A 23205-nucleotide genomic window follows, 5' to 3' on the forward strand; every position below is an offset into this window, starting at 1 on the left:
CGGGCGGTGGCAGCCGGCTCATCACCGCCGAGGCGCTGGGTGGCCCGGCTCTTCGTGTAGGGACCACATATCGAGACGGGGTTGCACGGGTGCGGGGCCGGGGCGTTGCATCGCGCCGTGCGAGCCGAACAGACGATCCCTCATCCCGCCGACGACGACACGGACGGCGCCGACAAGGCCGCCCGCCGCGCCGTCACCGTCTTCCCCGTCCTCGTCCTGGCCGCTGGCGCCGTCGGCCTCGCCGCGCCGGGGGCGTTCGAAGGGTGGGGCACCCACGTCCCGTACCTGCTGGGCGTGGTGATGTTCTGCATGGGGCTGACCATGACCCCGCTGGACTTCCAGGGCGTCGTCAAGCGGCCCTGGGCGGTGGCGCTCGGGCTCGTCGCGCACTACGTGATCATGCCGGGGCTCGGCTGGCTGATCGCCCACGGGCTCGGGCTCTCCCCGCAGTTGGCGGCGGGGGTGATCCTGGTGGGCTGCGCCCCGAGCGGCACCGCGTCGAACGTGGTGACGTATCTGGCGCGCGGCGACGTGGCGCTGTCCGTCTCGGTCGCCACCGTCTCGACGGTCCTCGCGCCGCTGGTCACGCCGCCGCTGACGCTGCTGCTCGCGGGCGAGTATCTGCCCGTCGACGCGGGCTCGATGGTCACGGACATCCTGAAGACCGTGCTGCTGCCGGTGCTCGGCGGCCTGGCCGTGCGGCTGCTCTTCGGGCGGTACGTCGACCGGGTCCTCGGCGCGCTGCCGTGGCTGTCGGCGCTGACCATCGCCGCGATCGTGGCCATCGTGGTCGCGGGCAGCGCCGCGGCCATCAAGTCGGCCGCGGCACTGGTGTTCCTCGCGGTGTTCCTGCACAACGGCCTCGGCCTCGCGCTCGGTTACGGCGCGGGCAAGCTGGCCCGCCTCGGCCCGCCCGCCTCCCGCGCCATGGCCTTCGAGGTCGGCATGCAGAACTCCGGCCTAGCGGCGTCCCTGGCCACGGCCCACTTCAGCCCGCTGGCCGCGCTGCCCTCGGCGGTGTTCTCCGTGTGGCACAACGTGTCGGGGGCGCTGGTGGCGGCGTGGATGGCGCGCAGGAGTGCACGCCCGTCCGGTGGCTGAGGACGGGCCGGGCGCGGCCCGGGGTCACTCGTTGGAGGCCAGCCGCAGCAAGTGGTCCGCCAGCGCCTGGCCGCCCGCCGGCTCCCTGCTGATCAGCATCAGCGTGTCGTCGCCCGCGATCGTGCCGAGGACGTCGTGCAGTTCGGCCTGGTCGATGGCGGACGCCAGGAACTGGGCGGCGCCCGGCGGCGTCCGCAGCACGACGAGGTTGGCCGAGGCCTCCGCGGAGATCAGCAGCTCCGCGGAGAGGCGGCGCATCCGCTCCTCCTTGGCCGACTCCCCGAGCGGCGCGCGCGGGGTGCGGAAGCCGCCCTCGCTCGGCACCGCGTAGATGAGGTCGCCCTCGGCGTTGCGGATCTTCACGGCGTTCAGCTCGTCCAGGTCCCGCGAGAGCGTCGCCTGCGTGACGGTCAGGCCGTCGTCGGCGAGCAGCTTCGCGAGCTGGCTCTGGGAGCGCACCGGCTGCCGGTTGAGGATGTCCACGATCCGGCGGTGGCGTGCGGTGCGGGTCTGCGGCACGGCGGGACCCGCGTGATCGCCGTGCTCGTTGCCTTGCGCCTGGCTCATCGTCGTCTCATTCTCCGGATCGTCCGTCCCCGTCGGCCTCGGCGGCCTTGTCCAGTACGCCGGGCAGCGCCCGGAGGAACGCCTCCACCTCGTCGTCGCGCACGTTCAGCGGTGGCATCAGCCGTACGACATCGGGGGCGGGGGCGTTCACCAGGAAGCCGGCGTCCTGAGCCGCCTGCTGGACCTGCGGCGCGAGCGGCTCGGTGAGCACGATACCCAGCAGCAGGCCCGCGCCCCTGACATGCCCGACGAGCCGGTGCCCGAGCGCCTCGATCCCGCCCCGCAGCTTCTCGCCCGCCCGCTTGGTGTTCTCCAGCAGTCCCTCGGCGGCGATGGTGTCGACGACCGCGAGCCCCGCGGCGCACGCGACGGGGTTCCCGCCGAACGTCGTGCCGTGGTGGCCGGGCTTGAACAGCTCCGCGGCGGCGCCGAACGCGACGGTCGCGCCGAGCGGCAGACCACCGCCGAGCCCCTTCGCGAGTGTGACGACATCGGGCTCGACGCCGTCGTGCGCGAGGTGCTCGAACCAGTGGCCGGTGCGGCCGATCCCGGTCTGCACCTCGTCGAGGACGAGGAGGGTCCCGGTGGCGCGGGTGATCTCCCTGGCCGCCTTCAGGTAGCCCGCTGGTGGCACGATGACGCCGTTCTCGCCCTGGATCGGCTCGATGATCACGAAGGCGGTCTCGGTGGTGACGGCGGCGCGCAGGGCCTCGGCGTCGCCGTACGGGACGTGGGTGACGTCGCCGGGCAGCGGCCGGAACGGCTCCTGCTTGCCGGGCTGACCGGTGAGGGCGAGGGCGCCCATGGTGCGGCCGTGGAAGCCTCCGTCGGTGGCGACCATGTGGGTGCGGCCGGTCAGCCGGCCGATCTTGAAGACGCCTTCGTTGGCCTCCGCCCCGGAGTTGCAGAAGAAAACACGGCCTTCGCGTCCGAAGAGTTCCAGGAGGCGTTCGGCGAGTCGGACGGGCGGCTCGGCGACGAAGAGGTTCGAGACGTGGCCGAGCGCGCCGATCTGGGCGCTCACGGCCTCGACGATCGCCGGGTGGGCGTGGCCGAGCGCGTTGACGGCGATGCCGCCGACGAAGTCGACGTACTCCTTGCCGTCGGCGTCCCACAGCGTGCTGCCCGCGCCGCGCACCAGGGGCAGCCGCGGCGTGCCGTAGTTGTCCATGAGCGCGCCCTGCCAGCGCGCGGTCAGCTCCTGGTTGCTCATGACTCCCCCTCGGTGTCGGCGTGGTGCGGCGCGTCCGGCACGACCATGGTGCCGATGCCCTCGTCGGTGAAGATCTCCAGCAGGATCGAGTGCTGGACGCGGCCGTCGATGACGCGGGCGGTCTCCACGCCGTTGCGTACGGCGTGCAGGCAGCCTTCCATCTTCGGGACCATGCCGCTGGCCAGATCGGGCAGGAGTCTCTCCAGCTCGGTGGCGGTGAGCCTGCTGATGACCTCGTCGGAGTTCGGCCAGTCCTCGTACAGGCCCTCGACGTCGGTCAGCACCATCAGGGTCTCGGCATCAAGCGCCGCAGCGAGTGCCGCAGCCGCCGTATCAGCATTGACGTTGTAGACATGGTGATCGTCCTGGGAGCGGGCGATCGAGGAGACGACCGGGATGCGGCCGTCGGCGAGGAGCGCCTCGATGGCGCCCGTGTCGATCTCGGTGATCTCGCCGACCCGGCCGATGTCGACCAGTTCGCCCTCGATGCGGGGCTGGTGCCTGGTGGCGGTGATGGTGTGCGCGTCCTCGCCGGTGAGCCCGACGGCGAGCGGCCCGTGCCGGTTGAGCAGGCCGACCAGCTCGCGCTGGACCTGACCGGCGAGCACCATGCGGACGACGTCCATCGCGTCCTCGGTGGTGACCCTCAGGCCCGCCTTGAACTCGCTGACGATGCCGTGCCGTTCGAGCGCCTTGCTGATCTGCGGGCCGCCGCCGTGCACGACGACGGGCTTGAGGCCCGCGTGGTGCAGGAAGACGACGTCCTGGGCGAAGGCGGCCTTCAGCTCCTCGTCGACCATGGCGTTGCCGCCGAACTTGATGACGACGGTCTTGCCGCGGTGCCGGGTCAGCCAGGGCAGCGCCTCGATGAGGATCTGTGCCTTGGGCAGCGCGGTGTGTTTGCGGGCGGTGGGCTGGCCGCCGGGGTCCTTGCTCATGAGGAGTACGCGCTGTTCTCGTGGACGTAGTCCGCGGTGAGGTCGTTCGTCCAGATGGTCGCGGTCTGATCGCCCGCCGCCAGGTCGGCGGTGATGACGACCTCGCGGTAGCGCATGTCGACCAGGTCGCGGTCCTCGCCCACGGAACCGTTCTTGCAGACCCATACGCCGTTGATGGCGACGTTCAGCCGGTTCGGGTCGAAGGCGGCCGACGTGGTGCCGATCGCGGAGAGCACCCGGCCCCAGTTGGGGTCCTCGCCGTGCAGGGCGCACTTGAGGAGGTTGTTGCGGGCGATGGACCGGCCGACCTCGACGGCGTCGGCCTCGCTCGCGGCGTTGACCACCTCGACCTTGATGTCCTTGCTGGCGCCCTCGGCGTCGCCGATGAGCTGCCGGCCGAGGTCGTCGCAGACCTCGCGGACGGCCTCGGCGAACTCGGCGTACTCCGGGGTGACTTCGGCCGCGCCGGAGGCGAGGAGCAGCACGGTGTCGTTGGTGGACATGCAGCCGTCGGAGTCGACCCGGTCGAAGGTCACGCGGGTGGCGTCCCGCAGCGCCTTGTCCAGGACGTCGGCTTCGAGGTCGGCGTCGGTGGTGAGCACGACCAGCATGGTGGCGAGGCCGGGGGCGAGCATGCCCGCGCCCTTGGCCATGCCGCCGACGGTCCAGCCGTCCCTGGTCACCACGGCGGTCTTGTGCACGCTGTCGGTCGTCTTGATGGCGATGGCGGCCTTCTCGCCGCCGTGCGCGGAGAGTTCGGCGGCGGCCTTCTCGACGCCCGGCAGGAGCTTGTCCATCGGCAGCGTGACGCCGATGAGCCCGGTGGAGGCGACGGCGACCTCGCCCGCGTTCAGGGACAGGACGTCGGCCACCTTCTCGGCGGTGGCGTGCGTGTCCTGGAAGCCCTGGGGGCCCGTGCAGGCGTTGGCGCCGCCGGAGTTGAGGACGACGGCGGAGACGAGTCCGCCCTTGAGGACCTGCTCCGACCAGAGGACGGGGGCGGCCTTGACGCGGTTGGAGGTGAAGACGCCCGCGGCGGCCAGGCGGGGGCCGGTGTTGACCACGAGGGCCAGGTCGGGGTTGCCGTTCTCCTTGATGCCGGCGGCGATGCCCGCCGCCGTGAATCCCTTGGCTGCCGTCACACTCACGGCGCGACTCCGATCGTTGTGAGCCCGGTGGTCTCGTCGAGGCCGAGGGCGATGTTCATGCTCTGCAGGGCGCCGCCCGCGGTGCCCTTGGCGAGGTTGTCGATGGCGCTGATCACGATGACGCGGTCGGCCGCCTCGTCGTACGCGACCTGGATCTGTACGGCGTTCGAGCCGTACACGGCGGCGGTCGCGGGCCACTGCCCCTCGGGGAGCAGGTGGACGAACGGCTCGTCGGCGAAGGCCTTGGCGTACGCGTCCCGGACGGACTCGGCGGTGACACCCGCCTTGGCCTTGGCGCTGCTGGTGGCGAGGATGCCGCGCGGCATCGGGGCCAGGGTCGGCGTGAAGGAGACGGTGACCGGGGTGCCCGCGGCGGCGCTGAGGTTCTGGATCATCTCGGGGGTGTGCCGGTGGGCGCCGCCGACCCCGTACGGGGACATGTTGCCCATGACCTCCGAGCCGAGCAGGTGGGGCTTGGCGGCCTTGCCCGCGCCGGAGGTGCCGGAGGCGGCGACGATCACCGCTTCGGGCTCGACGAGGTCCGCCGCGTACGCGGGGAAGAGCGCGAGGGAGACGGCGGTCGGATAGCAGCCGGGCACCGCGACGCGCTTGGCGCCCGCCAGCGCGGCGCGGGCGCCGGGCAGTTCGGGCAGGCCGTAGGGCCAGGTGCCGGCGTGCGGGCTGCCGTAGAACTTCTCCCAGTCGCCCGCGTCCTGCAGCCGGAAGTCGGCGCCCATGTCCACCACGAGGACATCGGGGCCGAGCTGCTCGGCGACGGCGGCGGACTGCCCGTGGGGCAGCGCGAGGAAGACCACGTCATGCGGCCAGTCCTGCCCCGCGAGGACCTCGGCGGTGGTCGGCTCCAGGACGCGGTCGGCGAGGGGGAGCAGATGCGGTTGCAGCGCACCGAGGCGCTCGCCCGCGTTCGAGTGCGCCGTGAGGGCGCCGATCTCCACCTCGGGGTGGGCGAGGAGCAGGCGCAGCAATTCGCCGCCCGCGTACCCACTCGCCCCTGCCACTGCTGCGCGTACCGCCATGGAACCTCCTCCTGAATGGCATGACTATACGTCTAAGCGCAGGGTTATGCAAAGGGTCAGGAGGCGGGCAGGCGGCGACAGCCGGACCGCAAACTTAGGCAAGGGTACCCTTAGTTGACCTACGCCGGGAACGGGATGCCGGGGCCCGAAATTCACGTGCCGCCCCGTCCCGGCCGCGCTACCGTCGGCCGTATGAACGTCATCGGCCTCTGCCTCACCGCGTCCGCGCGAGCGCCCCGCTCGCCGGCCGCCGCCGCCTGACGTACGTACGTACGTCCCGCACTCCCCACCGGCGACCGGAAACGGCCCCCGCCGGTGGTTCCGTGGTCCTCTCGTCTCATGTCATCCCGGTTCCGGTGATCGCACGGGCCGTCTTCCGGTGCCTCCCGTCGCGACGCGAAGGAGCCACTCCCATGAAGACCCCCCTGAAGACCGGGCCGAGCACCGAGGACATCGTCCGTACGTTCGTCGAGTACTACGAGGAACGCGGGCACCGCCGGATCACCGGCTCGACCCTGCTGCCGCCGCCCGGCGACCCGGTGCTCTTCACCACCTCGGGGATGCATCCGCTCATCCCCTACCTCGAAGGGCGCCCGCACCCCCTCGGCACCCGGCTCGTCAACGTGCAGCGGTGTCTGCGCACCACGGACCTCGACGAGGTCGGCGACCCCACCCATCTGACCGTGTTCGAGATGCTCGGCACCTGGTCACTCGGCGACTACGAGGGACCGCAGAGCCTCGACTGGGGATACGGGCTGCTGACGGAGGGGTTCGGCGTCGATCCCGGGCTGCTGCACGCCACGGTCTTCGGCGGTGACGAGCGGACCGGGCCCGACACCGCCTCCCTGGAGCTGTGGCAGGACCGAGGGGTGCCGGTGGAGCCGACCGACGAGGACAACTGGTGGCCCAGCGGATCGGCCGGGCCGTGCGGGCCCGACTCGGAGATCTTCCTGTGGACCGGCGACGGGCCGCCTCGGTCGACGCCCACGCGCGACGAGCGCTGGGTGGAGGTGTGGAACCACGTGATGATGCGTCACCGCCGCCTCGACGACGGCTCGCTCGTACCGCTGGCCCGGCGCAACGTCGACACCGGCCTCGGCCTGGAGCGGCTGGCCTCGCTGCTCCAGGGCCGGCGGTCGGTGTTCGAGTGCGACGTCTTCGAGCCCTGGCGGCGGCTCGTGCCGGGTCTGTGGCCGCTGGACGAGCCGTCGCTGCGGCTGGTCTGCGACCATCTGCGCTCGGCCGTCGTGGTGATCGGCGACGGCGTGGGCCCGGCCGCCTCAGGCCGCGGCTATGTGCTGCGCCGGCTGGTGCGGCGCGTCCTCACCGTGCTGTGGCGGGACGACGCCTCGCGCACACTCGGCGACCTCCCGGAGGACCTGGTGCGGCACACCCTGGACCGCTTCCGGCAGGACACCGATCCGGGGGCCGTGCGCCGGGTCCTGACCGACGAGGAGCGCCGCTTCAGGCGGCTCCTGGAACGCGGGCGGCAGGTGCTGGCCCGGCCCCGCTTCCGGGGGCCGTTGGGCGAGGAGGACTTCCGCCATCTGCACGACACCCATGGCCTGCCGCGCGAGCTGGTGGTGAGCCTGCGCGCCCGGGGCTAAGGCCTGTCTGACAATTCCCGTCTGCCTCGCGACGCCATGCACGCTCCCCCGAGCTCTTCGAGCAGGGGGTGCCCCCACTCGCCGCACCGGGCGCAGAGCCAAGTACATCCAGTACGAGGCCCTACGCCCGGCACGCCGAGAGCACGCACCTGACGCCGCGAGGCCGCCCTCCGGGCGACGACGGGAATTGTCAGACAGGCCCTAGCGGGCGTCCTCGGCGGTGCGGTCCGCGCGCTTCTGGGCCTGCTCGGCCTGCTTCTCCTTGATCCGCACCGCTTCCTTGCGGACCTCGGCCTGGGTGGCGCGCTCCTGACGCAGCCAGCCGGGCATCTCGTCCTTCAGCGCGTCGATCTGCTCCGTGGTGAGCGGCTCGGTGATCCCGCCGCGGGCGAGGCCCGCGATGGAGACGCCGAGCTTGGCGGCGACGACGGGGCGGGGGTGGGGGCCGGTGCGCCGCAGATCCTGGAGCCACTGGGGCGGATCGGCCTGCAGCGCGTTCAGCTCGCTGCGCGAGACGACGCCCTCCTGGAACTCGGCGGGCGTGGCCTGGAGGAGCACACCCAGCTTCTTCGCCGCGGTCGCGGGCTTCATGGTCTGGGTGTTCTGGTGCGACGTCATGGTGTCAAGGGTATCGAGCATGTGCGCCACCTCTGACCACGGCGGGTAGCCTGGCGAGGTGACAGGCTCGGAAGTAACCCCTTCGTTCCGGCTCGCCTACGTCCCGGGGGTGACGCCCACCAAGTGGGTGCGTATCTGGAACGAGCGGCTGCCCGACGTCCCCCTGACCCTCGTGCAGGTCTCCCCCGCCGAGGCACCTGACGTGCTGCGCGCGGGCGGCGCCGACGCCGGGTTCGTACGCTTGCCGATCGACCGTACGGATCTCAGCGCGATCCCCCTCTACACCGAGACCACGGTCGTGGTGATCCCCAAGGACCACGTCGTGGCCGCGGTCGACGAGGTGTCCCCCGAGGACCTCGCCGACGAGATCGTGTTCCACCCGCTGGACGAGACGCTGGAGTGGGAGCGGCGCCCGGGGCGGCCCGCCGCCGAGCGCCCGGCGACGACGGCCGACGCGATCGAGCTGGTCGCCGCTGGGGTGGGCGTCCTCCTCGTCCCGCAGTCCCTCGCGCGTCTGCACCACCGCAAGGACCTCACCTACCGCCCCGTCACCGACGCCCCCGAATCGCGCGTCGCCCTGTCGTGGCCGGAGGACGCCACCACGGACCTGGTCGAGGACTTCATCGGCATCGTCCGGGGCCGGACGGTCAACAGCTCGCGGGGCCGGACGCCGACCCCCGCGGTGAAGGAGAAGCCGCAGGCCAAGGCCAAGCCCGCGGCCCAGCCCAGGAAGAAGCCCGCGTCCCGCCCCAAAGCCGCCAAGCGCGGCAAGCCGCGGCGTCGGTCCTAAGCTACGCGGAGACATGGAGGGGGGCCTCCCGCCGAGCGGCGGGAGACCCCCTTGTGCACGCACCGGATGAGCCGGTGCCGCGGGCGTCAGCCCAGGATCGACAGCGCCTGGTTGAGCGTCGCGGACGGGCGCATGACCTTGGTGGCCTTGTCGACGTCCGGCTGGTAGTAGCCGCCGATGTCGACCGGGGAGCCCTGCACCGCGATCAGTTCGTCGACGATGGTCTGCTCCTGCTCGGTCAGCGTCTTGGCCAGGGCCGCGAACGCCTCCGCGAGCTGCGTGTCCTCGGTCTGCTTGGCCAGCTCCTGCGCCCAGTACAGGGCGAGGTAGAAGTGGCTGCCGCGGTTGTCGATGCCCCCGAGGCGGCGGCTCGGCGACTTGTCGTTCTCCAGGAACGTGGCCGTGGCGCGGTCCAGGGTGTCGGCGAGGATCTGCGCGCGGGCGTTGCCCGTGGTGGTGGCGAGGTGCTCGAAGCTCACCGCGAGGGCGAGGAACTCACCGAGGCTGTCCCAGCGGAGGTAGTTCTCCTTGACCAGCTGCTGGACGTGCTTCGGGGCGGAGCCGCCGGCGCCGGTCTCGAAGAGGCCGCCGCCGTTCATCAGCGGGACGACCGACAGCATCTTGGCGCTGGTGCCCAGCTCCAGGATGGGGAAGAGGTCGGTGAGGTAGTCGCGCAGGACGTTGCCGGTGACGGAGATGGTGTCCTCGCCGCGGCGGATGCGCTCCAGGGAGAACGCGGTGGCCTCGACCGGCGACAAGATCCGGATGTCCAGGCCCGCGGTGTCGTGGTCGGCGAGGTACTGCTTGACCTTGCCGATGAGCACGGCGTCGTGGGCGCGGGTCTCGTCCAGCCAGAACACGGCCGGGCTGCCGGTGGCGCGGGCGCGGGTGACGGCGAGCTTGACCCAGTCCTGGATCGGCGCGTCCTTGGTCTGGCACATGCGGAAGATGTCGCCGGCGGCGACGGCCTGCTCCAGGACGACCTTGCCCGCGCCGTCCAGGACCCGGACGGTGCCGGTGGTCTGGACCTCGAAGGTCTTGTCGTGGCTGCCGTACTCCTCGGCCTTCTGCGCCATCAGGCCGACGTTCGGGACGGAGCCCATGGTCGCCGGGTCGAAGGCGCCGTTGACGCGGCAGTCGTCGATGACGACCTGGTAGATGCCCGCGTAGCTGCTGTCCGGCAGGACGGCCAGGGTGTCGTGCTCCTCGCCGTCCGGGCCCCACATGTGGCCGGAGGTGCGGATCATGGCCGGCATGGAGGCGTCGACGATGACGTCGCTCGGGACGTGCAGGTTGGTGATGCCCTTGTCGGAGTCGACCATGGCCAGCTCCGGGCCCTCGGCCAGCTCGGCCTCGAAGGACGCCTTGATCCGCTCGCCGTCGGGGAGCGACTCCAGGCCCTTGAAGATGCCGCCCAGACCGTCGTTCGGGGTCAGGCCGGCTGCGGCGAGGGTCTCGCCGTACGCGGCGAAGGTCTTCGGGAAGAAGGCGCGGACCACGTGGCCGAAGACGATCGGGTCGGAGACCTTCATCATCGTGGCCTTGAGGTGCACGGAGAACAGCACGCCCTGCGACTTGGCGCGGGCGACCTGCTGCTTGAGGAACTCGCGGAGCGCCGCGACGCGCATGACGGCGGCGTCGACGACCTCGCCCGCGAGGACCGGTACGGACTCGCGCAGGACGGTGGTGGAGCCGTCGTCACCGACCAGCTCGATGCGCAGCGAGCCGTTCTCGGTGATCACCGCGGACTTCTCGGTGGAGCGGAAGTCGTTCTCGCCCATGGTGGCGACGTTCGTCTTCGACTCGGAGGTCCAGGCGCCCATGCGGTGCGGGTGGGCCTTGGCGTAGTTCTTGACCGACGCGGGGGCGCGGCGGTCGGAGTTGCCCTCGCGCAGGACCGGGTTGACGGCGCTGCCCTTGACCTTGTCGTAGCGGGCGCGGATGTCGCGCTCCTCGTCGGTCTTCGGGTCGTCCGGGTAGTCGGGGAGCGCGTAGCCCTGGCCCTGCAGCTCGGCGATCGCGGCCTTCAGCTGCGGGATCGAGGCCGAGATGTTGGGCAGCTTGATGATGTTCGCCCCGGGCGTCTTCGCCAGCTCGCCGAGCTCCGCGAGGGCGTCGTTGATGCGCTGGCCCTCTTCGAGGCGCTCGGGGAAGCTCGCGATGATCCGGCCCGCGAGCGAGATGTCACGGGTCTCCACGCTGACACCTGCCGTCGAGGCGTAGGCCTGGACCACCGGCAAGAACGAATGGGTCGCCAGGGCCGGGGCCTCGTCAGTGTGGGTGTAGATGATGGTCGAGTCAGTCACCGGGTGCTCCGCTCCGCGTCTGCAACATTGCTCGACATCAAGATATCTCCTCCCTCCCCCCGTACGGACAGGGCCCTGGGCACCTCTTTCTGCGTAGACACTGTCTACGCGATGTAGTAGACAGCGTCTATGAGTACGGAGACGAGTGCGGAGAGCACACGGGACGCCGGGCTGCGGGCCCGGCTGGTGGACGTGGGCGTCGAGCTTCTGGCGGCCGAGGGCGTGCAGGCGCTGACCCTGCGGGAGATCGCCCGCAGGGCGGGGGTCTCGCACGGGGCTCCCCGGCGCCACTTCCCCACGCACGTGGCGCTGCTGTCGGCGATCGCGCGGCGGGGGTACGCGGCGCTGGCCGCCGAGGTGGCGGGGGCCGTGACCGACGGGGACGCGCGTACGCGGCTGAAGGCGCTGAGCCGCGCCTACCTCGGCTTCGCGGCGGAGCACCGCGGCATGTTCGAGCTGATGTTCCGCCACGACCTGCTGGAGAGCGACGGACTCGGCCTGCGGGAGACCAGCCTGCCGCTCTTCGACGTCCTGGTCGGTCTCGTCGCCGAGGCGCGCCCCGCGTCCGGCGCCGGGGCACGGGTCACCGCGGGGGCCCTGTGGGCGAACCTGCACGGCATCGCCCAGCTCTGGGAGTGGGGCAGCCTGCGGCTGGCGTCCGGGGCCGCGGACGTGGAACCGCTGATCGAGGCCGCGCTGGACGCGCACCTCGGGCGGGTGGAACGGTGACCGCCGGGCCGCGAGCGCGGCAGGCCTCCGCTCCCGGGGCAGCGGGGCGGCGCCTGACCCTGGCGTGCAGCGTCCTCGGCGCCATGATCGTCGCCCTGGACGGCACCGTCCTGACCGTCGTCCAGCCCGCGCTCCAGCGTGATCTGGACGCGTCGTTCGCACAGGCGCAGTGGACCAGCACCGGCTATCTGATCGCCGTGGCGAGCCTGCTGGTCTTCGCGGGGCGGCTCGGCGACCGGTACGGGCATCGGCGGGTCTTCGCCGTCGGAACCCTCGGCTTCGCGCTCGCCTCGGCGGGGGTCGGCCTCGCGTCCGGCATCGGGTGGGTGATCGCGCTGCGCGCCGGCCAGGGGGTGTTCGGCGCGCTGCTCCAGCCCGCCACGCTCGGGATGCTGCGGGCCGCGTACCCGGCGGACAGGCTCGGGATGCCGATCGCGGTGCGCACGAGTGCGATCGGGCTCGCGGCGGCGGCCGGGCCGCTGCTCGGCGGGGCGCTCGCGACGGAACTGGGCTGGCGCTCGGTGTTCTTCCTGAGCGTGGTTCCCGCGCTGTTGATCGGCGTACTAGCGCTGGTGGTCCGCGTGCCCGCTCCGCCTCGCGGCAGGCCCGCCGCCGGGCTCGACCTGCCCGGTGCCGCGCTGTTCGCCGTCTCCCTCGCCTGCCTCGTGCACACGCTGGTCGGCGTCGCGGAGGGCGGCCGGCCGGCGGCCACCGTGCTCGGGGCGTGTGCGGCGGCGCTCGCGGCGGCCGCGTTCCTCCGGCACGAACGGCGCGCCGCGAACCCGCTGATACCGCCCCGCCTGATCGGCTCGGCCGCGGTCGGGCCCGCCCTCGGCGTCCTGGTGGCGGCCTCCGCGGCGATGTTCGGGACGCTGTTCGTGGCGACGTACTTCCTTCAGAACGTACGAGGGCTCGACCCGCTGCACAGCGCGGTGCGGGCGCTGCCGCTCGCGATCATGATGATCGTGAGCGCGCCGTACGCGGCGGTGCTGTTGCGCCGGTACGGCCCGCGCGGGACGATCACGGCCGCCATGGCGGTGCTCGCGCTCGGCGTCCTCGCCCTGTCCCGGCTGGACCAGACGGCGGGGCCGGTGGCGGTCGGCGGCGGGTTCCTGCTGGTCGGCGCCGGGTTCGGCACGGTGATGGTCGCCGCGACGGCCGTCGTCGTCCGGCATGCCCCGGTGACCGACGCGGGCGTGGCGGGCGGCCTCCAGCAGACCGCGATGAACGTCGGCCCGACGCTGGGCATCGCCATGGCCACCACGCTGATGACCGCCCTCGCGGGCCGCGCGCACGGCACGGGGCCGCACTGGACCGACGGCGCGTTCCTCAGCGGGATGGGCCCGACCCTGACGGCGCTCGCGGCCGTGGCGGCGCTCGGCGCGGTGGCGGGGAAGAGGCTGCCGGGGCGGGCGGCGAACACAGGGGCGGCGCCCAAGCCGCCGGTCTCCCCTCAGCAAGGTGCCCGGCGACCGGAACCTGCCGCCGACCCCGCGTCGACGGCTCGGCGCGATGGCAGCGACCACACTGCCGGGCCGGGTGGCGAACACCCGGGCGGCGACCAGTCGCCGGGAGCAGTGGCGGGAGCCCGGGGTGCATGAGTCCGTGCCCCCGGTCATCCACGCGTCCCCCGGCCGGCGTCGCTAGCGGCCACCCCCAGACCCACCCCCCAGCACCGCGTCCACCATCCGCAAAGCCGCCCGCGACTGCTTCTCGTTCTGTTCGCGGCTGTCCAGACGCAGCGTGAAGGCGGCGCTGGTCACCGCCATGGCGCCGTCCGAGGTGACGCCGCATTCGGAGACGCAGCCGAGGCTGGTCCCGCCGTGGAACCAGATGCCGTCGCGGCGGCCGGCCACCGGGCGCCAGGCGATGCCGAGGCCGTAGCGGACCCCGGCGGCGGACACCCAGTCCTGCACGGGCACGGTCTGCTTCATCGCCGCCAGCTGGGCCGGGCGCAGCAGGCGTCCGCCGAGCAGGGCGCGCAGGAAGACACCGTGGTCGCGGGGTGTCGAGATGAGGCAGCCGTCCGCGCCGCCGCCGAAGCCGAGGGTGGTGTCGACGGGCCGGGTGCCGTTCGGGAAGTACGTGTAGCCGGTGGCCGTCGGCCTCGGCACGTACGACGACGTGCCGGGGGTGAGGGTGTCGCGCAGGCCGAGCGGTTCGATGATCCGCTCGTGGAGTTCCTGGGCCCAGGGGTGGCCCGTGACCGCCTCGACGAGCAGTCCGGCGACGACGTAGTTCGTGTTGGAGTAGCTCCAGCGCCGCTCCCCCGCCGGGTCGCCGGCGTCGGGCAGCCACTGCGGGGGCTTGCTCAGGGCGGCCTTCAGCTGCTCCTCGGGGGTCTGGGAGCGGAAGCGGTTGCGCCGGTAGGCCTCCGGGGTGAGGTCGTCCGGGTCCGCTCCGAGGGCGACGTAGTCGTTCAGGCCGCTGGTCTGGCGCAGCAGGTTGGTGACGGTGATCCGACGGCCGTCGTTGCCGTGGCCCCGGATCGCGCCGGGCAGCCACCGTTCGACGGTGTCGGTGAGCTTCAACCGCCCCTCACCCACGAGTTGGAGGAGGAGGGTCGCCGTGAACGTCTTGGTGTCGCTGCCGATCCGGTAGTACGCGTTCCACGGCACCGGGTCCTTCGCCGTGCGGTCGGCGACGCCCGCGCGGGCGGCCGTGCGGCCGTGCGGGCCCCGCACCTCGGCGAGGACGCCGGTCACTCCGGTGGCGTGGAGGGCGTCCACGTGACGTTGCAGGGCCGCTTCCCGGCGGGGGGCCGCCGCCGAGGCGGAGGGCGCCGCCCCCGTGAGCAGCGCCGCGGTGGCCGCCGCGAGCCCCGTACGCCTGCTGATGTCCGTCATGAGTGGTCCTCCGGCTTCGGGCAGGTGAGGTCGGCGGCGGGCATCGTGCTCCCTTGGCCCGTCGGTGTCCGCTCCGGCCCACCCGGCCGGAGACGATCACCACGCTAGGGAGCCGCGGGGCACGCCACCATCGGGCCACCGGGCCCAAAACCCCTGGGGACAGCCCCCGTACGCCCCCTCCGGTTCCCCCGAGGCCGTGCGGTCTTGCCCTGGAGTCCGCTCCAGCTCCTAGGGTCGGAGGCGACCACGGAGCACCAGCCAGGAGGTACCACCATGACCGCCCTTCCCACCCGCCGGCTCGGCGCGTTGACGGTCTCTGCCCAGGGACTCGGATGCATGGGGATGAGCCACGGCTACGGCGCGTCGGACGACGACCGGTCGATCGCGACGATCCACCGCGCCCTGGACCTCGGCGTCACCCTGCTCGACACCTCCGACTTCTACGGAAGCGGCCACAACGAGCAGCTCATCGGCCGCGCCCTCGCGGGTGCGCGCCGCGAACGGGCCGTCGTCGCCACCAAGTTCGGCTTCGCCAACCGCCTGGGCGAGCCCCCGTACATCCGGGGTGACGCCGCGTACGTCCGCGAGGCCTGTGACGCCTCGCTGCGCCGCCTCGGCGTCGACCACATCGACCTGTACTACGTGCACCGGGTCGACCAGACCGTGCCGATCGAGGAGACCGTCGGCACGCTCGCCGAGCTGGTCGAGTCGGGCAAGGTGCGCCACCTCGGGCTCTCCGAGGCCGGCGCGGACACGATCCGCCGGGCGCACGCCGTGCATCCGATCGCCGCGCTGCAGAGCGAGTGGTCGCTGTGGACCCGCGACCTGGAGGCGGAGATCGCGCCGGTCTGCCGGGAACTGGGCATCGGCCTCGTGCCGTTCTCCCCGCTCGGCCGCGGCTTCCTCACCGGCCGTTACACCTCGCTCGACGCGCTCTCCGAGGACGACCTGCGGCGCACCCAGCCCCGCTTCGCCGACGGCAACCTGGAGCGGAACCTCGCCATCGTGGACACCCTGAACGCGCTCGCCGCCGAGAAGGGCGTCACCGCCGGGCAGCTCGCGCTGGCCTGGGTGCAGCACCGCGGCGACGACGTCGTGCCGATCCCGGGCACGCGCCGCGAGAAGTACCTGGAGGAGAACGTCGCGGCCGCCACGCTGGAGCTGTCCGCCGAGGATCTCGCCGCCATCGACGCGGCGGCCCCCGCGGACAGGGTCGCGGGCCCGCGGTACGACGAGCGCAGCATGTCGGTGGTCGACAAGTAGCGGTTACCCTGCCGGTATGCCTGCCGGTGCGTCCTGCCTCCACCCCGTCGCGGAGGTCCTCGCCCACCTCGTCGGCGAGTGGCGCGTGACCCGCACGGTCCGCGACCTCACCGACGGGTCCGAGGGCCATTTCACGGGTACGACGCTCTTCTCGCCGCTGCCGTTGCCGACGCCGCCGCTGCCCGCGTCGGAGGAGGGCGGGCTCCTCCACCACGAGTCGGGCACCTTCACCTGGCACGGCGTCGCACGCCCCGCCGAACGCACCCTGCGCTTCCTGCCGGGCGCCGCCCCGGGCACGGCCCGCGTCGAGTTCGCCGACGGCCGCTTCTTCCACGACCTGGACCTGCGCACCGGCCGCCACGCGACGGACCACCCGTGCGCGGCGGACCTCTACCGGGGCGAGTTCGAGGTGTACGACGCGGACCACTGGCGCACCCGGTGGCGCGTCGGCGGCCCCGCCAAGGACCTGCTGCTCGTCACGGAGTACGTACGGGCCGCCCAGGGCCCGCCAGGTCACTGACTGGTTAGCGCCATCCAGTCCTCCGGGGCGTCCAGGGCCTTGAACCCGGCCTTCGCGTAGAGGCCGTGCGCGTCGGCCGTGGCCAGGAGCACGCGGCGCAGGCCGAACGGCTCCAGGTACGCGCGGACCGCGTCCACGAGGGCGGTGCCGAGCCCGCCGCCGCGCGCGGCCGGGGAGACGTACACGTCGCAGAGCCAGGCGAAGGTGGCCCGGTCGGTCACCACGCGCGCGTACGCCACCTGCTGCCCCGAACTCACGTCGTACGCACCGAAGTTGAGAGACCCGGCGATCGCCGCGTCCTGCTTGGCGCGGCTGCGGCCGAGGGCCCAGTACGCGTCCGTGGAGAGCCAGTGGTGGACGCGGGCCGCGTCGATGCGGGCGGGGTCGGCGGAGATCTCGTACGCACCGTGGAGCGTGCTGCTGTCGTTCATGCCCCGACCCTGCCAGCACTCCGCGCGCCGCGTCGACCACTTTCCGCCCGGCAGCTACCCCCGCACCTCGTCGCAGGCCGCCCGCAGCCTGCGCACCCCCTCGCCGATCTCCCCCACCCCCGCGACCGCCGCGAAGCTCAGGCGGACGTACGCCGCCGGGGGCTCCGCCGCGTAGTACGGCCGGCCGGGGGCCACGGCCACGCCCGCGCGCAGGGCGGCCGATGCCAGCGCCGCCTCGTCGGTGCCGTCGGGCAGCCGCACCCAGAGGAGGTAGCCGCCCGCGGGGATGTGCGGCATCGCCAGCTCGGGGAGGTTCAGCCGCAGCGCCGCGGCCATGGCGTCCCTGCGCACCCGCAACTCGCCCGCCACGGACCGCAGATGGCGCGGCCAGGCCGGGGAGCCGACCAGTTCGAGCGCCGCCTCCTGGAGCGGGCGCGGCACGAAGAAGTGGTCGACGACCTGGATGGCGCGCAACCGCTCCAGTACCGGTCCGCGCGCGGCGAGCGCGCTCACCCGGAAGCTCGGCGAGGTGGCCTTGGTGAGCGAGCAGACGTGCACGACGACGCCGTCGTTGTCGTCGGCGCAGAACGGCGGCGGCAGCGGCCCGGCGTCCTCGTGGACGAGGCGGCGCACGAAGTCGTCCTCGACGACGAACGCTCCCGCCTCGCGGGCGATCCGCAGCACCTCGGGGCGGCGCTCGGCGGAGAGCACGGCCCCGGTCGGGTTCTGGAACAGCGGCTGGCAGACGAAGACGCGGGCGCCCGTCGCGCGGAAGGCGGCCGCCAGGAGCTGCGGGCGCACCCCGTCCGTGTCGACGGGCACCGGCACGGGACGCATCCCCGCCGCGCGGGCGATCGCCAGCATGCCCGGGTAGGTGGGCGACTCGACGAGCACCGGCGCCCCCGGCGGCGCGAGCGCGCGCAGCGCCGTGGTCAGCGCGCTCTGCCCGCCCGCCGTGATCAGCACCTCGGCGGCCGTGACGGCCCCGCCGATGCCCCGCGCGAACCACTCCCGAAGCTCCGGCAGGCCGTCGAGCGGCGGCCTGCCCCACGCCCCGGGCCGCCGGCCCGCCCGCGCGAGCGCCGCGGCCATCGCGCGCTCGGGCTGGAGGGAGGCGTCGAGGTAGCCGCCGTTGAACTCGATGACGCCCGGCGGCGGGGCGGCGAGGGTGGCGAGCACCCCGGACGCGTCGACCGCGCGCGGCGCCGGCTCGGCCGTGGCGTCGGCGCTCAGCGACACCTCCTGCCACGAGGTGTCCCCGGTCGGCACGGCGGGCGCCGACGGCTCGGCACGGAAGACACCGGAGCCGGGCCGGGTGACGACGAGCCCTTCGGCGGCCAGCTGCGCGAGGGCCCGCGACACGGTCACCGGGCTCACCCGGAACCGTTCGACGAGCGACCGGCTCGACGGCAGCTTCTCGCCGGGTGAGTAGCGGTTCACCTCGCTCCGCAGCCGTTTCGCCAGTTCACCCACGCTGCTACTCTCTTGCATGACAGCACAGGATAGCGCTACTCGTCCGCAGCGGATAGCGGTCGCCGAAGCCACCACGGCCCCGGAAGGCACCACGGCCCCGGGAGGCACCCCCGCCCCGCACGGCTCACGCCGTACCGGCACCGTGCTCGCCGCCCTCGGCGTCACCGCCTTCTCGCTCACCTTCCCCGCCACCGCCTGGGGCCTCGAAGGCATCGGCCCCTGGAGCCTCGTCACCCTGCGCGGCGCGCTGAGCGCCCTCATCGCGGGCGGCTGCCTGCTCGCCCTGCGCGTCCCGGTGCCGCACCGCCGTCACTGGGCGGGGCTCGCGGTGGTCGGCGCCGGCGTGGTCGTCGGCTTCCCGCTGCTGACCACGCTGGCCCTGCAGACCTCCACCACCGCGCACGCGGCCGTGGTCGTCGGCCTGCTCCCGCTGACGACCGCCGTCCTCTCGGCGCTGCGGACCGGGGCGCGCCCCTCCCGCACGTTCTGGGCGGCGGCGCTCGCCGGGGCCGCCGCCGTCATCGCGTTCACCGTGCAGCAGAGCGGCGGCGCGCTGTCCGCCGCCGACCTCTACCTCTTCGGGGCGCTGCTGATCTGCGCGGCCGGCTACACCGAGGGCGGTCGCCTGGCCCGTGAGATGCCCGGCTGGCAGGTCATCGGCTGGGGGCTGATGCTCTGCCTGCCGCTCAACCTGCTGGGCGCCGCCCTCGCCCTCCAGCACGAGTCCTTCCGGCTCACCGGCCACAGCACGGCGGGGCTGCTCTACGCCGCGATCGGCTCGCAATTCCTCGGCCTGGTCGTCTGGTACCGGGGCATGGCGGCCATCGGGGTCCCCAAGGCCAGCCAGCTCCAGCTCGCCCAGCCGCTGCTGACCCTCGTCTGGTCGGTGTTCCTGCTCGGCGAGGACCTGCCCGTCGCCGCGCCCCTCACGGCGGCCGCCGTACTCGTCTGCATCGCGGTCACGCAACGGGCCCGCGGCTGACTCGAAGCTGACCCGACCGGCGTCCGACCAGGCGCCGACTCCCGCCCTGCGCCCTAGACTGGAGGCCACGGATCGCGACCGCAGAGCGGGACGAGGGAGTACTCCACATGCGCGCAACCGTAGGAGACAGGCTGGTGGTCCACGGCCGGATCGTCGGGCAGCACGACCGGATCGCGGAGGTCGTCGAGGTGCTCGGCGCGGACGGCACCCCGCCGTACCGCGTACGCTTCGAGGACGGCCACGAGACGCTGATGTCGCCGGGCCCCGACACCGTCGTACGGCACGAGGACCCGGCCACCTAGGTCTGCGCGGCCGTCAGCGCGGCGGCCTCGCGGGTTCCTGGTAGTGGTCGGCGACCACCCGTGCCATCGCGCCGATCTTGTCGACGCCGACCTCCTTGGCGGAGAAGTAGATGTGCCCGCGCACCTCGCTGAAGCCCTCGGCGTAGGTGAGGTGGCGGGACAGCTCCGCCGGGTCCTGCCAGGCGGCGGGCTGTGCCGGGTCACCGGCCTTGTAGAGGGCCTCGCCGATGTACAGGCGCACGCCCGTGCCGCGTACGACATCGCTCCACCACGGGACCAGCTTGGCGTAGTCCGCCGCGGGGAAGCCGATGTTCCAGTACACCTGCGGGACGATGTAGTCGAGCCAGCCCTTCGTCACCCAGCCGCGCGTGTCCGCGTACAGGTCGTCGTACGTCTGCACGCCCGCCCGGGTGTCCGAACCCGTCGGGTCGGTCGCCTTGTTGCGCCAGACCGCGAAGGGGCTGATGCCGAACTGCGTGCGCGGCCGGGTCTTCTTGATCCGGCCGGACATCTCGCGCACCAGCCGGTCGATGTTGTCCCGGCGCCAGGAGGCGCGGTCCGCGAAGCCGCCGCCGTGGCGGGCGAAGGCGGCGTCGTCGTCGAAGGTCTGGCCCGCGACGGGGTACGGGTAGAAATAGTCGTCCCAGTGCACCGCGTCCAGCGGATAGCGGCGGACCGCGTCGAGCATCGCGTCCTGCACGAAGCGGCGCACCTCGGGCAGGCCCGGGTTGTAGTAGAGCTTCCCGCCGTAGGGCACCACCCAGTCGGGGTGCACGCGCGCGGGGTGCGTGGCCACCAGCCGCGAGGGGTCGGTGTGGTTCGCGATGCGGAAGGGGTTGAACCACGCGTGCAGTTCCAGGCCTCTGCGGTGCGCCTCCCGCACCGCGGTGCCCAGCGGGTCCCAGCCCGGGTTCTTGCCCTGCGTCCCGGTGAGGTACTCCGACCACGGCTCGTGCGGCGAGGGCCACAGGGCGTCGGCGGTGGGCCGCACCTGGAAGACCACCGCGTTCAGTCTGCGGTTCACCGCCGAGTCGAGGAACGCAAGGAGTTCGCTCCGCTGCTGCTGCGCGGTCAGGCCCGGTTTGGAGGGCCAGTCGCGGTTGACGACGGTCGCCAGCCACATGGCCCGCAGCTCCCGCTCCTTCTTCCGACGCCGGTCGGGGGCCGCCATCGCGTCCCCCGCCGTCGCCAGGCCCGCGATCGTCGCCGCGGCCACCACCGAGAAACCCCGACGTGACATACGCCTCATCTGTACGCCCCTGAGCTCGCTGTGTCCGGCACCTTTCGCCGGGTTGCGGCCAGCATGCCCGACCCGGCACGCCATGGACCCTCAGTTGCGGAGTAACGTTCACGGCCGAGGCAGGCACCATCCATACGGGGGACCTGCCGGCCCCGTTGATCAGCGAAAGGCACGAGGTGACCGACTCCATGACCGATATCGCACGCGTCGGAGTGGTGGGCTGTGGCCAGATGGGCGCCGGAATCGCAGAGGTCTGCGCCCGCTCCGGACTGGATGTGAAGGTCGCGGAGACCACCGGCGAGGCCCTGGAGATCGGCCGCACGCGGCTGTACAACTCGCTCTCCAAGGCGGCCGAGCGCGGCAAGATCTCCGACGAGGAGCGGGACGCGGCGCTGGACCGGCTGAGCTTCACCACCGACCTCGGCGAGTTCGCCGACCGTGACCTCGTCATCGAGGCCGTGGTGGAGAACGAGCAGGTCAAGACCGAGATCTTCCAGGTGCTCGACCAGGTGGTGACCCGGCAGGACGCGATCCTCGCCTCGAACACCTCCTCCATCCCGCTGGTGAAGCTGGCCGTCGCGACCTCGCGGCCGGACCAGGTCATCGGCATCCACTTCTTCAACCCGGCGCCGGTGCAGCAGCTCGTCGAGCTGATCCCGGCGCTGACCACGTCCGAGGGCACCATCAGCCGGGCGCAGGTCATGGTCGAGAAGGTCCTCGGCAAGCACGCGATCCGCGCCCAGGACCGCTCGGGCTTCGTGGTCAACGCGCTGCTCATCCCGTACCTCCTCTCCGCGATCCGGATGTTCGAGTCGGGCATCGCGAGCCGTGAGGACATCGACAACGGCATGGAGATGGGCTGCGCCCACCCGATGGGCCCGCTCAAGCTCGCCGACCTGATCGGCCTGGACACGGTCGCCTCGGTCGCCGACTCCATGTACGCCGAGTACAAGGAGCCGCTGTACGCCGCGCCCCCGCTGCTCCAGCGCATGGTGGACGCGGGCCGCCTCGGCCGGAAGACCGGCTCGGGCTTCTACACGTACGCCTGACGCCCCGTGTGAATCCTCTGTGGTGACGGGCCCGGCACTCCTGCGAGTGCCGGGCCCGCGGCGTTCACACACCGTGTGCGCGGTGGGCTCGCATATGCCCATCGCACACTCTCCCGCCCAGTCCGTCACGCGAGTTGACTTCCCGTGCGGAAGAAGGGGGGACGCGCCACTACAGAGAGGAGTGGACTCGTGACCACCGATGGCGAGCGAGCCGTGGTCCCGGAAGAACTCGCGGAGTTACGCCGCAGCCTGGACGTGGGCCTCGCCCGCGTCGACGGACGGCTGGCGTTGCTGACGCAGCACGACCAGCAGACCGCCAAGAACGTGGAGGCCCTGCAATCCCGGGTCTCCGCCCTGGAACACACGCGCTGGCCGCTCCCCACGATCGTCGCTCTCGCGACGGTCGCGGCGCTCGCCGTCGCGGTCTGGCAGGCCCTCGGCCACTGACCACCGCACGGCTAGCGCGCGTCCTGGCCGAGGCGCAGATGGTGCAGGAGGAGCAGCGCCGCGGCCATGTTGGCGGCCGGGACCTCGCCGCGGGCCACCATGTCGGGGACGAGCTTGAGCGGGACCCACTCACGGCGGTCCGACTCGAAATCGTCCTCGGGATGGCCCACATAGGTCCCTTCGTCGGACCAGTAGATGTGGTGCCGGGCGTCGGTGAGCCCGTTCGAGGGCTCGACGCTCATCAGGTGCCGCAGCGGGCCCGGCCGCCAGCCGGTCTCCTCCTCCATCTCGCGGGCCGCCGCGTACGCGATGTCCTCGCCGTCCTCGACGACGCCCGCCGCGAGTTCCCAGCCCCAGCTGTCGGTGATGAAGCGGTGCCGCCACAGCAGCAGCACTTCGTTGGCGTCGTTGACGACGGTGGCCACGGCCACGGGCCGCATCCGTATGAGGAAGTGGTCCAGATGCCGGCCGTCGGGCAGCTCGACATCCGCGAGATTGACCGTGAACCACCTGTTTCCATACACAGTTTGTTCGCTCTGTTTCGTCCACTGCACGGTTCTGCCACCTTTCGCCGAGTTGACGGCAATATCGCAGCAGG

23 protein-coding genes are annotated in these 23205 nt (G+C 72.6%); 11 read left to right on the forward strand and 12 right to left on the reverse strand.

Going from position 1 to position 23205, the window contains the following annotated elements; translation table 11 throughout:
* The first annotated feature begins 117 nt into the window (after positions 1–117).
* A complete protein-coding gene (locus J2N69_RS05930) occupies positions 118–1101 on the forward strand; it encodes a bile acid:sodium symporter family protein (RefSeq protein ID WP_230899797.1) in 984 nt (327 codons plus the stop codon).
* Positions 1102–1125: 24 nt separating this feature from the next.
* Here the strand turns inward: J2N69_RS05930 and J2N69_RS05935 are convergent, their stop codons facing one another.
* The 5 genes from J2N69_RS05935 to argC are packed head-to-tail and all read right to left on the reverse strand — an operon-like array spanning position 1126 to position 6004.
* The gene (locus J2N69_RS05935) at positions 1126–1668 is read right to left on the reverse strand and encodes an arginine repressor (RefSeq protein WP_030783109.1); all 543 of its coding nucleotides are present in this window, start codon (positions 1666–1668) and stop codon (positions 1126–1128) included.
* Between the two features lie 7 nt (positions 1669–1675).
* A complete protein-coding gene (locus tag J2N69_RS05940; RefSeq protein ID WP_230899798.1) occupies positions 1676–2881 on the reverse strand; it encodes an acetylornithine transaminase in 1206 nt (401 codons plus the stop codon).
* Positions 2878–3819 carry an acetylglutamate kinase gene (gene argB, locus J2N69_RS05945; RefSeq protein WP_230899799.1) on the reverse strand — a complete coding sequence of 314 codons (942 nt, stop codon included), beginning with the start codon at positions 3817–3819 and terminating at the stop codon, positions 2878–2880. The genes J2N69_RS05940 and argB overlap by 4 nt, the downstream gene beginning before the upstream one ends.
* Positions 3816–4967 carry a bifunctional glutamate N-acetyltransferase/amino-acid acetyltransferase ArgJ gene (argJ, locus tag J2N69_RS05950; RefSeq protein ID WP_127910461.1) on the reverse strand — a complete coding sequence of 384 codons (1152 nt, stop codon included), beginning with the start codon at positions 4965–4967 and terminating at the stop codon, positions 3816–3818. Before argJ ends, argB begins: the two co-directional genes overlap by 4 nt.
* Complete coding sequence (argC, locus tag J2N69_RS05955; protein WP_230899800.1) at positions 4964–6004, reverse strand: N-acetyl-gamma-glutamyl-phosphate reductase; 1041 nt, start codon at positions 6002–6004, stop codon at positions 4964–4966. The genes argJ and argC overlap by 4 nt, the downstream gene beginning before the upstream one ends.
* A gap of 413 nt (positions 6005–6417) precedes the next feature.
* Between argC and J2N69_RS05960 the strand changes: the two genes are divergently transcribed.
* Positions 6418–7611 carry an alanine--tRNA ligase-related protein gene (locus tag J2N69_RS05960; RefSeq protein WP_230899801.1) on the forward strand — a complete coding sequence of 398 codons (1194 nt, stop codon included), beginning with the start codon at positions 6418–6420 and terminating at the stop codon, positions 7609–7611.
* A gap of 201 nt (positions 7612–7812) precedes the next feature.
* Here the strand turns inward: J2N69_RS05960 and J2N69_RS05965 are convergent, their stop codons facing one another.
* On the reverse strand, positions 7813–8229 hold the full coding sequence (locus tag J2N69_RS05965; RefSeq protein WP_230899802.1) for a DUF5997 family protein: 417 nt from the start codon (positions 8227–8229) through the stop codon (positions 7813–7815).
* 58 nt (positions 8230–8287) lie between these two features.
* Here J2N69_RS05965 and J2N69_RS05970 point away from each other — a divergent pair, with 58 nt between their 5' ends.
* On the forward strand, positions 8288–9019 hold the full coding sequence (locus J2N69_RS05970) for a LysR family substrate-binding domain-containing protein (RefSeq protein ID WP_230899803.1): 732 nt from the start codon (positions 8288–8290) through the stop codon (positions 9017–9019).
* Between the two features lie 86 nt (positions 9020–9105).
* Here J2N69_RS05970 and J2N69_RS05975 read toward each other — a convergent pair whose 3' ends face one another.
* A complete protein-coding gene (locus J2N69_RS05975) occupies positions 9106–11325 on the reverse strand; it encodes an NADP-dependent isocitrate dehydrogenase (RefSeq protein WP_230899804.1) in 2220 nt (739 codons plus the stop codon).
* A gap of 129 nt (positions 11326–11454) precedes the next feature.
* Here J2N69_RS05975 and J2N69_RS05980 point away from each other — a divergent pair, with 129 nt between their 5' ends.
* Both J2N69_RS05980 and J2N69_RS05985 read left to right on the forward strand, forming a co-directional pair.
* The gene (locus J2N69_RS05980) at positions 11455–12054 is read left to right on the forward strand and encodes a TetR/AcrR family transcriptional regulator (protein ID WP_230899805.1); all 600 of its coding nucleotides are present in this window, start codon (positions 11455–11457) and stop codon (positions 12052–12054) included.
* Between the two features lie 83 nt (positions 12055–12137).
* A complete protein-coding gene (locus J2N69_RS05985) occupies positions 12138–13655 on the forward strand; it encodes an MFS transporter (protein ID WP_230904597.1) in 1518 nt (505 codons plus the stop codon).
* Positions 13656–13697: 42 nt separating this feature from the next.
* Here J2N69_RS05985 and J2N69_RS05990 read toward each other — a convergent pair whose 3' ends face one another.
* The gene (locus J2N69_RS05990; RefSeq protein ID WP_230899806.1) at positions 13698–14900 is read right to left on the reverse strand and encodes a serine hydrolase domain-containing protein; all 1203 of its coding nucleotides are present in this window, start codon (positions 14898–14900) and stop codon (positions 13698–13700) included.
* Between the two features lie 273 nt (positions 14901–15173).
* Here J2N69_RS05990 and J2N69_RS05995 point away from each other — a divergent pair, with 273 nt between their 5' ends.
* Together J2N69_RS05995 and J2N69_RS06000 are read left to right on the forward strand one after the other, a co-directional pair.
* Positions 15174–16163 carry an aldo/keto reductase gene (locus J2N69_RS05995; protein WP_230899807.1) on the forward strand — a complete coding sequence of 330 codons (990 nt, stop codon included), beginning with the start codon at positions 15174–15176 and terminating at the stop codon, positions 16161–16163.
* Between the two features lie 16 nt (positions 16164–16179).
* Entirely contained in the window at positions 16180–16683 is a 504-nt protein-coding gene (locus J2N69_RS06000) for a DUF6314 family protein (RefSeq protein ID WP_230899808.1), read from the forward strand.
* On the opposite strand, the gene J2N69_RS06005 is transcribed toward J2N69_RS06000, so the two are convergent.
* Together J2N69_RS06005 and J2N69_RS06010 are read right to left on the reverse strand one after the other, a co-directional pair.
* Positions 16677–17114: a GNAT family N-acetyltransferase gene (locus J2N69_RS06005; RefSeq protein WP_230899809.1), complete on the reverse strand. Its 438-nt coding sequence runs from the start codon at positions 17112–17114 to the stop codon at positions 16677–16679. The two genes, J2N69_RS06000 and J2N69_RS06005, sit on opposite strands and share 7 nt — an antisense overlap.
* Before the next feature lie 54 nt (positions 17115–17168).
* On the reverse strand, positions 17169–18605 hold the full coding sequence (locus J2N69_RS06010; protein WP_230899810.1) for an aminotransferase-like domain-containing protein: 1437 nt from the start codon (positions 18603–18605) through the stop codon (positions 17169–17171).
* Here J2N69_RS06010 and J2N69_RS06015 point away from each other — a divergent pair.
* A complete protein-coding gene (locus J2N69_RS06015) occupies positions 18604–19569 on the forward strand; it encodes a DMT family transporter (protein WP_230899811.1) in 966 nt (321 codons plus the stop codon). The genes J2N69_RS06010 and J2N69_RS06015 overlap by 2 nt on opposite strands.
* Before the next feature lie 107 nt (positions 19570–19676).
* Positions 19677–19871 carry a DUF1918 domain-containing protein gene (locus J2N69_RS06020; RefSeq protein WP_230899812.1) on the forward strand — a complete coding sequence of 65 codons (195 nt, stop codon included), beginning with the start codon at positions 19677–19679 and terminating at the stop codon, positions 19869–19871.
* 13 nt (positions 19872–19884) lie between these two features.
* Here the strand turns inward: J2N69_RS06020 and J2N69_RS06025 are convergent, their stop codons facing one another.
* Positions 19885–21120: a glycoside hydrolase family 10-like protein gene (locus tag J2N69_RS06025; RefSeq protein ID WP_230899813.1), complete on the reverse strand. Its 1236-nt coding sequence runs from the start codon at positions 21118–21120 to the stop codon at positions 19885–19887.
* 179 nt (positions 21121–21299) lie between these two features.
* Here J2N69_RS06025 and J2N69_RS06030 point away from each other — a divergent pair, with 179 nt between their 5' ends.
* Complete coding sequence (locus J2N69_RS06030) at positions 21300–22160, forward strand: 3-hydroxybutyryl-CoA dehydrogenase (RefSeq protein WP_127910454.1); 861 nt, start codon at positions 21300–21302, stop codon at positions 22158–22160.
* A 189-nt stretch (positions 22161–22349) separates the two neighbouring features.
* Entirely contained in the window at positions 22350–22607 is a 258-nt protein-coding gene (locus tag J2N69_RS06035; protein ID WP_230899814.1) for a hypothetical protein, read from the forward strand.
* A gap of 11 nt (positions 22608–22618) precedes the next feature.
* On the opposite strand, the gene J2N69_RS06040 is transcribed toward J2N69_RS06035, so the two are convergent.
* Complete coding sequence (locus tag J2N69_RS06040; RefSeq protein ID WP_055530525.1) at positions 22619–23161, reverse strand: NUDIX hydrolase; 543 nt, start codon at positions 23159–23161, stop codon at positions 22619–22621.
* Positions 23162–23205 lie beyond the last annotated feature (44 nt).

Origin of the sequence: Streptomyces huasconensis, assembly GCF_021028635.1 — a bacterium.
GTDB classification, from domain to species: domain Bacteria; phylum Actinomycetota; class Actinomycetes; order Streptomycetales; family Streptomycetaceae; genus Streptomyces; species Streptomyces huasconensis.

Excerpts from the sequence above, each read along its gene's own strand:
- J2N69_RS06020 (WP_230899812.1), top strand. The coding sequence starts at position 19,677 with ATGCGCGCAACCGTAGGAGACAGGCTGGTGGTCCACGGCCGGATCGTC.
- J2N69_RS06025 (WP_230899813.1), bottom strand. The coding sequence starts at position 21,120 with ATGAGGCGTATGTCACGTCGGGGTTTCTCGGTGGTGGCCGCGGCGACG.
- J2N69_RS06010 (WP_230899810.1), bottom strand. The coding sequence starts at position 18,605 with ATGCAAGAGAGTAGCAGCGTGGGTGAACTGGCGAAACGGCTGCGGAGC.
- J2N69_RS05965 (WP_230899802.1), bottom strand. The coding sequence starts at position 8,229 with ATGACGTCGCACCAGAACACCCAGACCATGAAGCCCGCGACCGCGGCG.
- J2N69_RS05960 (WP_230899801.1), top strand. The coding sequence starts at position 6,418 with ATGAAGACCCCCCTGAAGACCGGGCCGAGCACCGAGGACATCGTCCGT.
- J2N69_RS06030 (WP_127910454.1), top strand. The coding sequence starts at position 21,300 with ATGACCGATATCGCACGCGTCGGAGTGGTGGGCTGTGGCCAGATGGGC.
- J2N69_RS06005 (WP_230899809.1), bottom strand. The coding sequence starts at position 17,114 with ATGAACGACAGCAGCACGCTCCACGGTGCGTACGAGATCTCCGCCGAC.
- J2N69_RS05995 (WP_230899807.1), top strand. The coding sequence starts at position 15,174 with ATGACCGCCCTTCCCACCCGCCGGCTCGGCGCGTTGACGGTCTCTGCC.
- J2N69_RS05940 (WP_230899798.1), bottom strand. The coding sequence starts at position 2,881 with ATGAGCAACCAGGAGCTGACCGCGCGCTGGCAGGGCGCGCTCATGGAC.
- argC (WP_230899800.1), bottom strand. The coding sequence starts at position 6,004 with ATGGCGGTACGCGCAGCAGTGGCAGGGGCGAGTGGGTACGCGGGCGGC.
- J2N69_RS05990 (WP_230899806.1), bottom strand. The coding sequence starts at position 14,900 with ATGACGGACATCAGCAGGCGTACGGGGCTCGCGGCGGCCACCGCGGCG.
- J2N69_RS05980 (WP_230899805.1), top strand. The coding sequence starts at position 11,455 with ATGAGTACGGAGACGAGTGCGGAGAGCACACGGGACGCCGGGCTGCGG.
- J2N69_RS05985 (WP_230904597.1), top strand. The coding sequence starts at position 12,138 with ATGATCGTCGCCCTGGACGGCACCGTCCTGACCGTCGTCCAGCCCGCG.
- J2N69_RS06000 (WP_230899808.1), top strand. The coding sequence starts at position 16,180 with ATGCCTGCCGGTGCGTCCTGCCTCCACCCCGTCGCGGAGGTCCTCGCC.
- J2N69_RS05935 (WP_030783109.1), bottom strand. The coding sequence starts at position 1,668 with ATGAGCCAGGCGCAAGGCAACGAGCACGGCGATCACGCGGGTCCCGCC.
- argB (WP_230899799.1), bottom strand. The coding sequence starts at position 3,819 with ATGAGCAAGGACCCCGGCGGCCAGCCCACCGCCCGCAAACACACCGCG.
- J2N69_RS06015 (WP_230899811.1), top strand. The coding sequence starts at position 18,604 with ATGACAGCACAGGATAGCGCTACTCGTCCGCAGCGGATAGCGGTCGCC.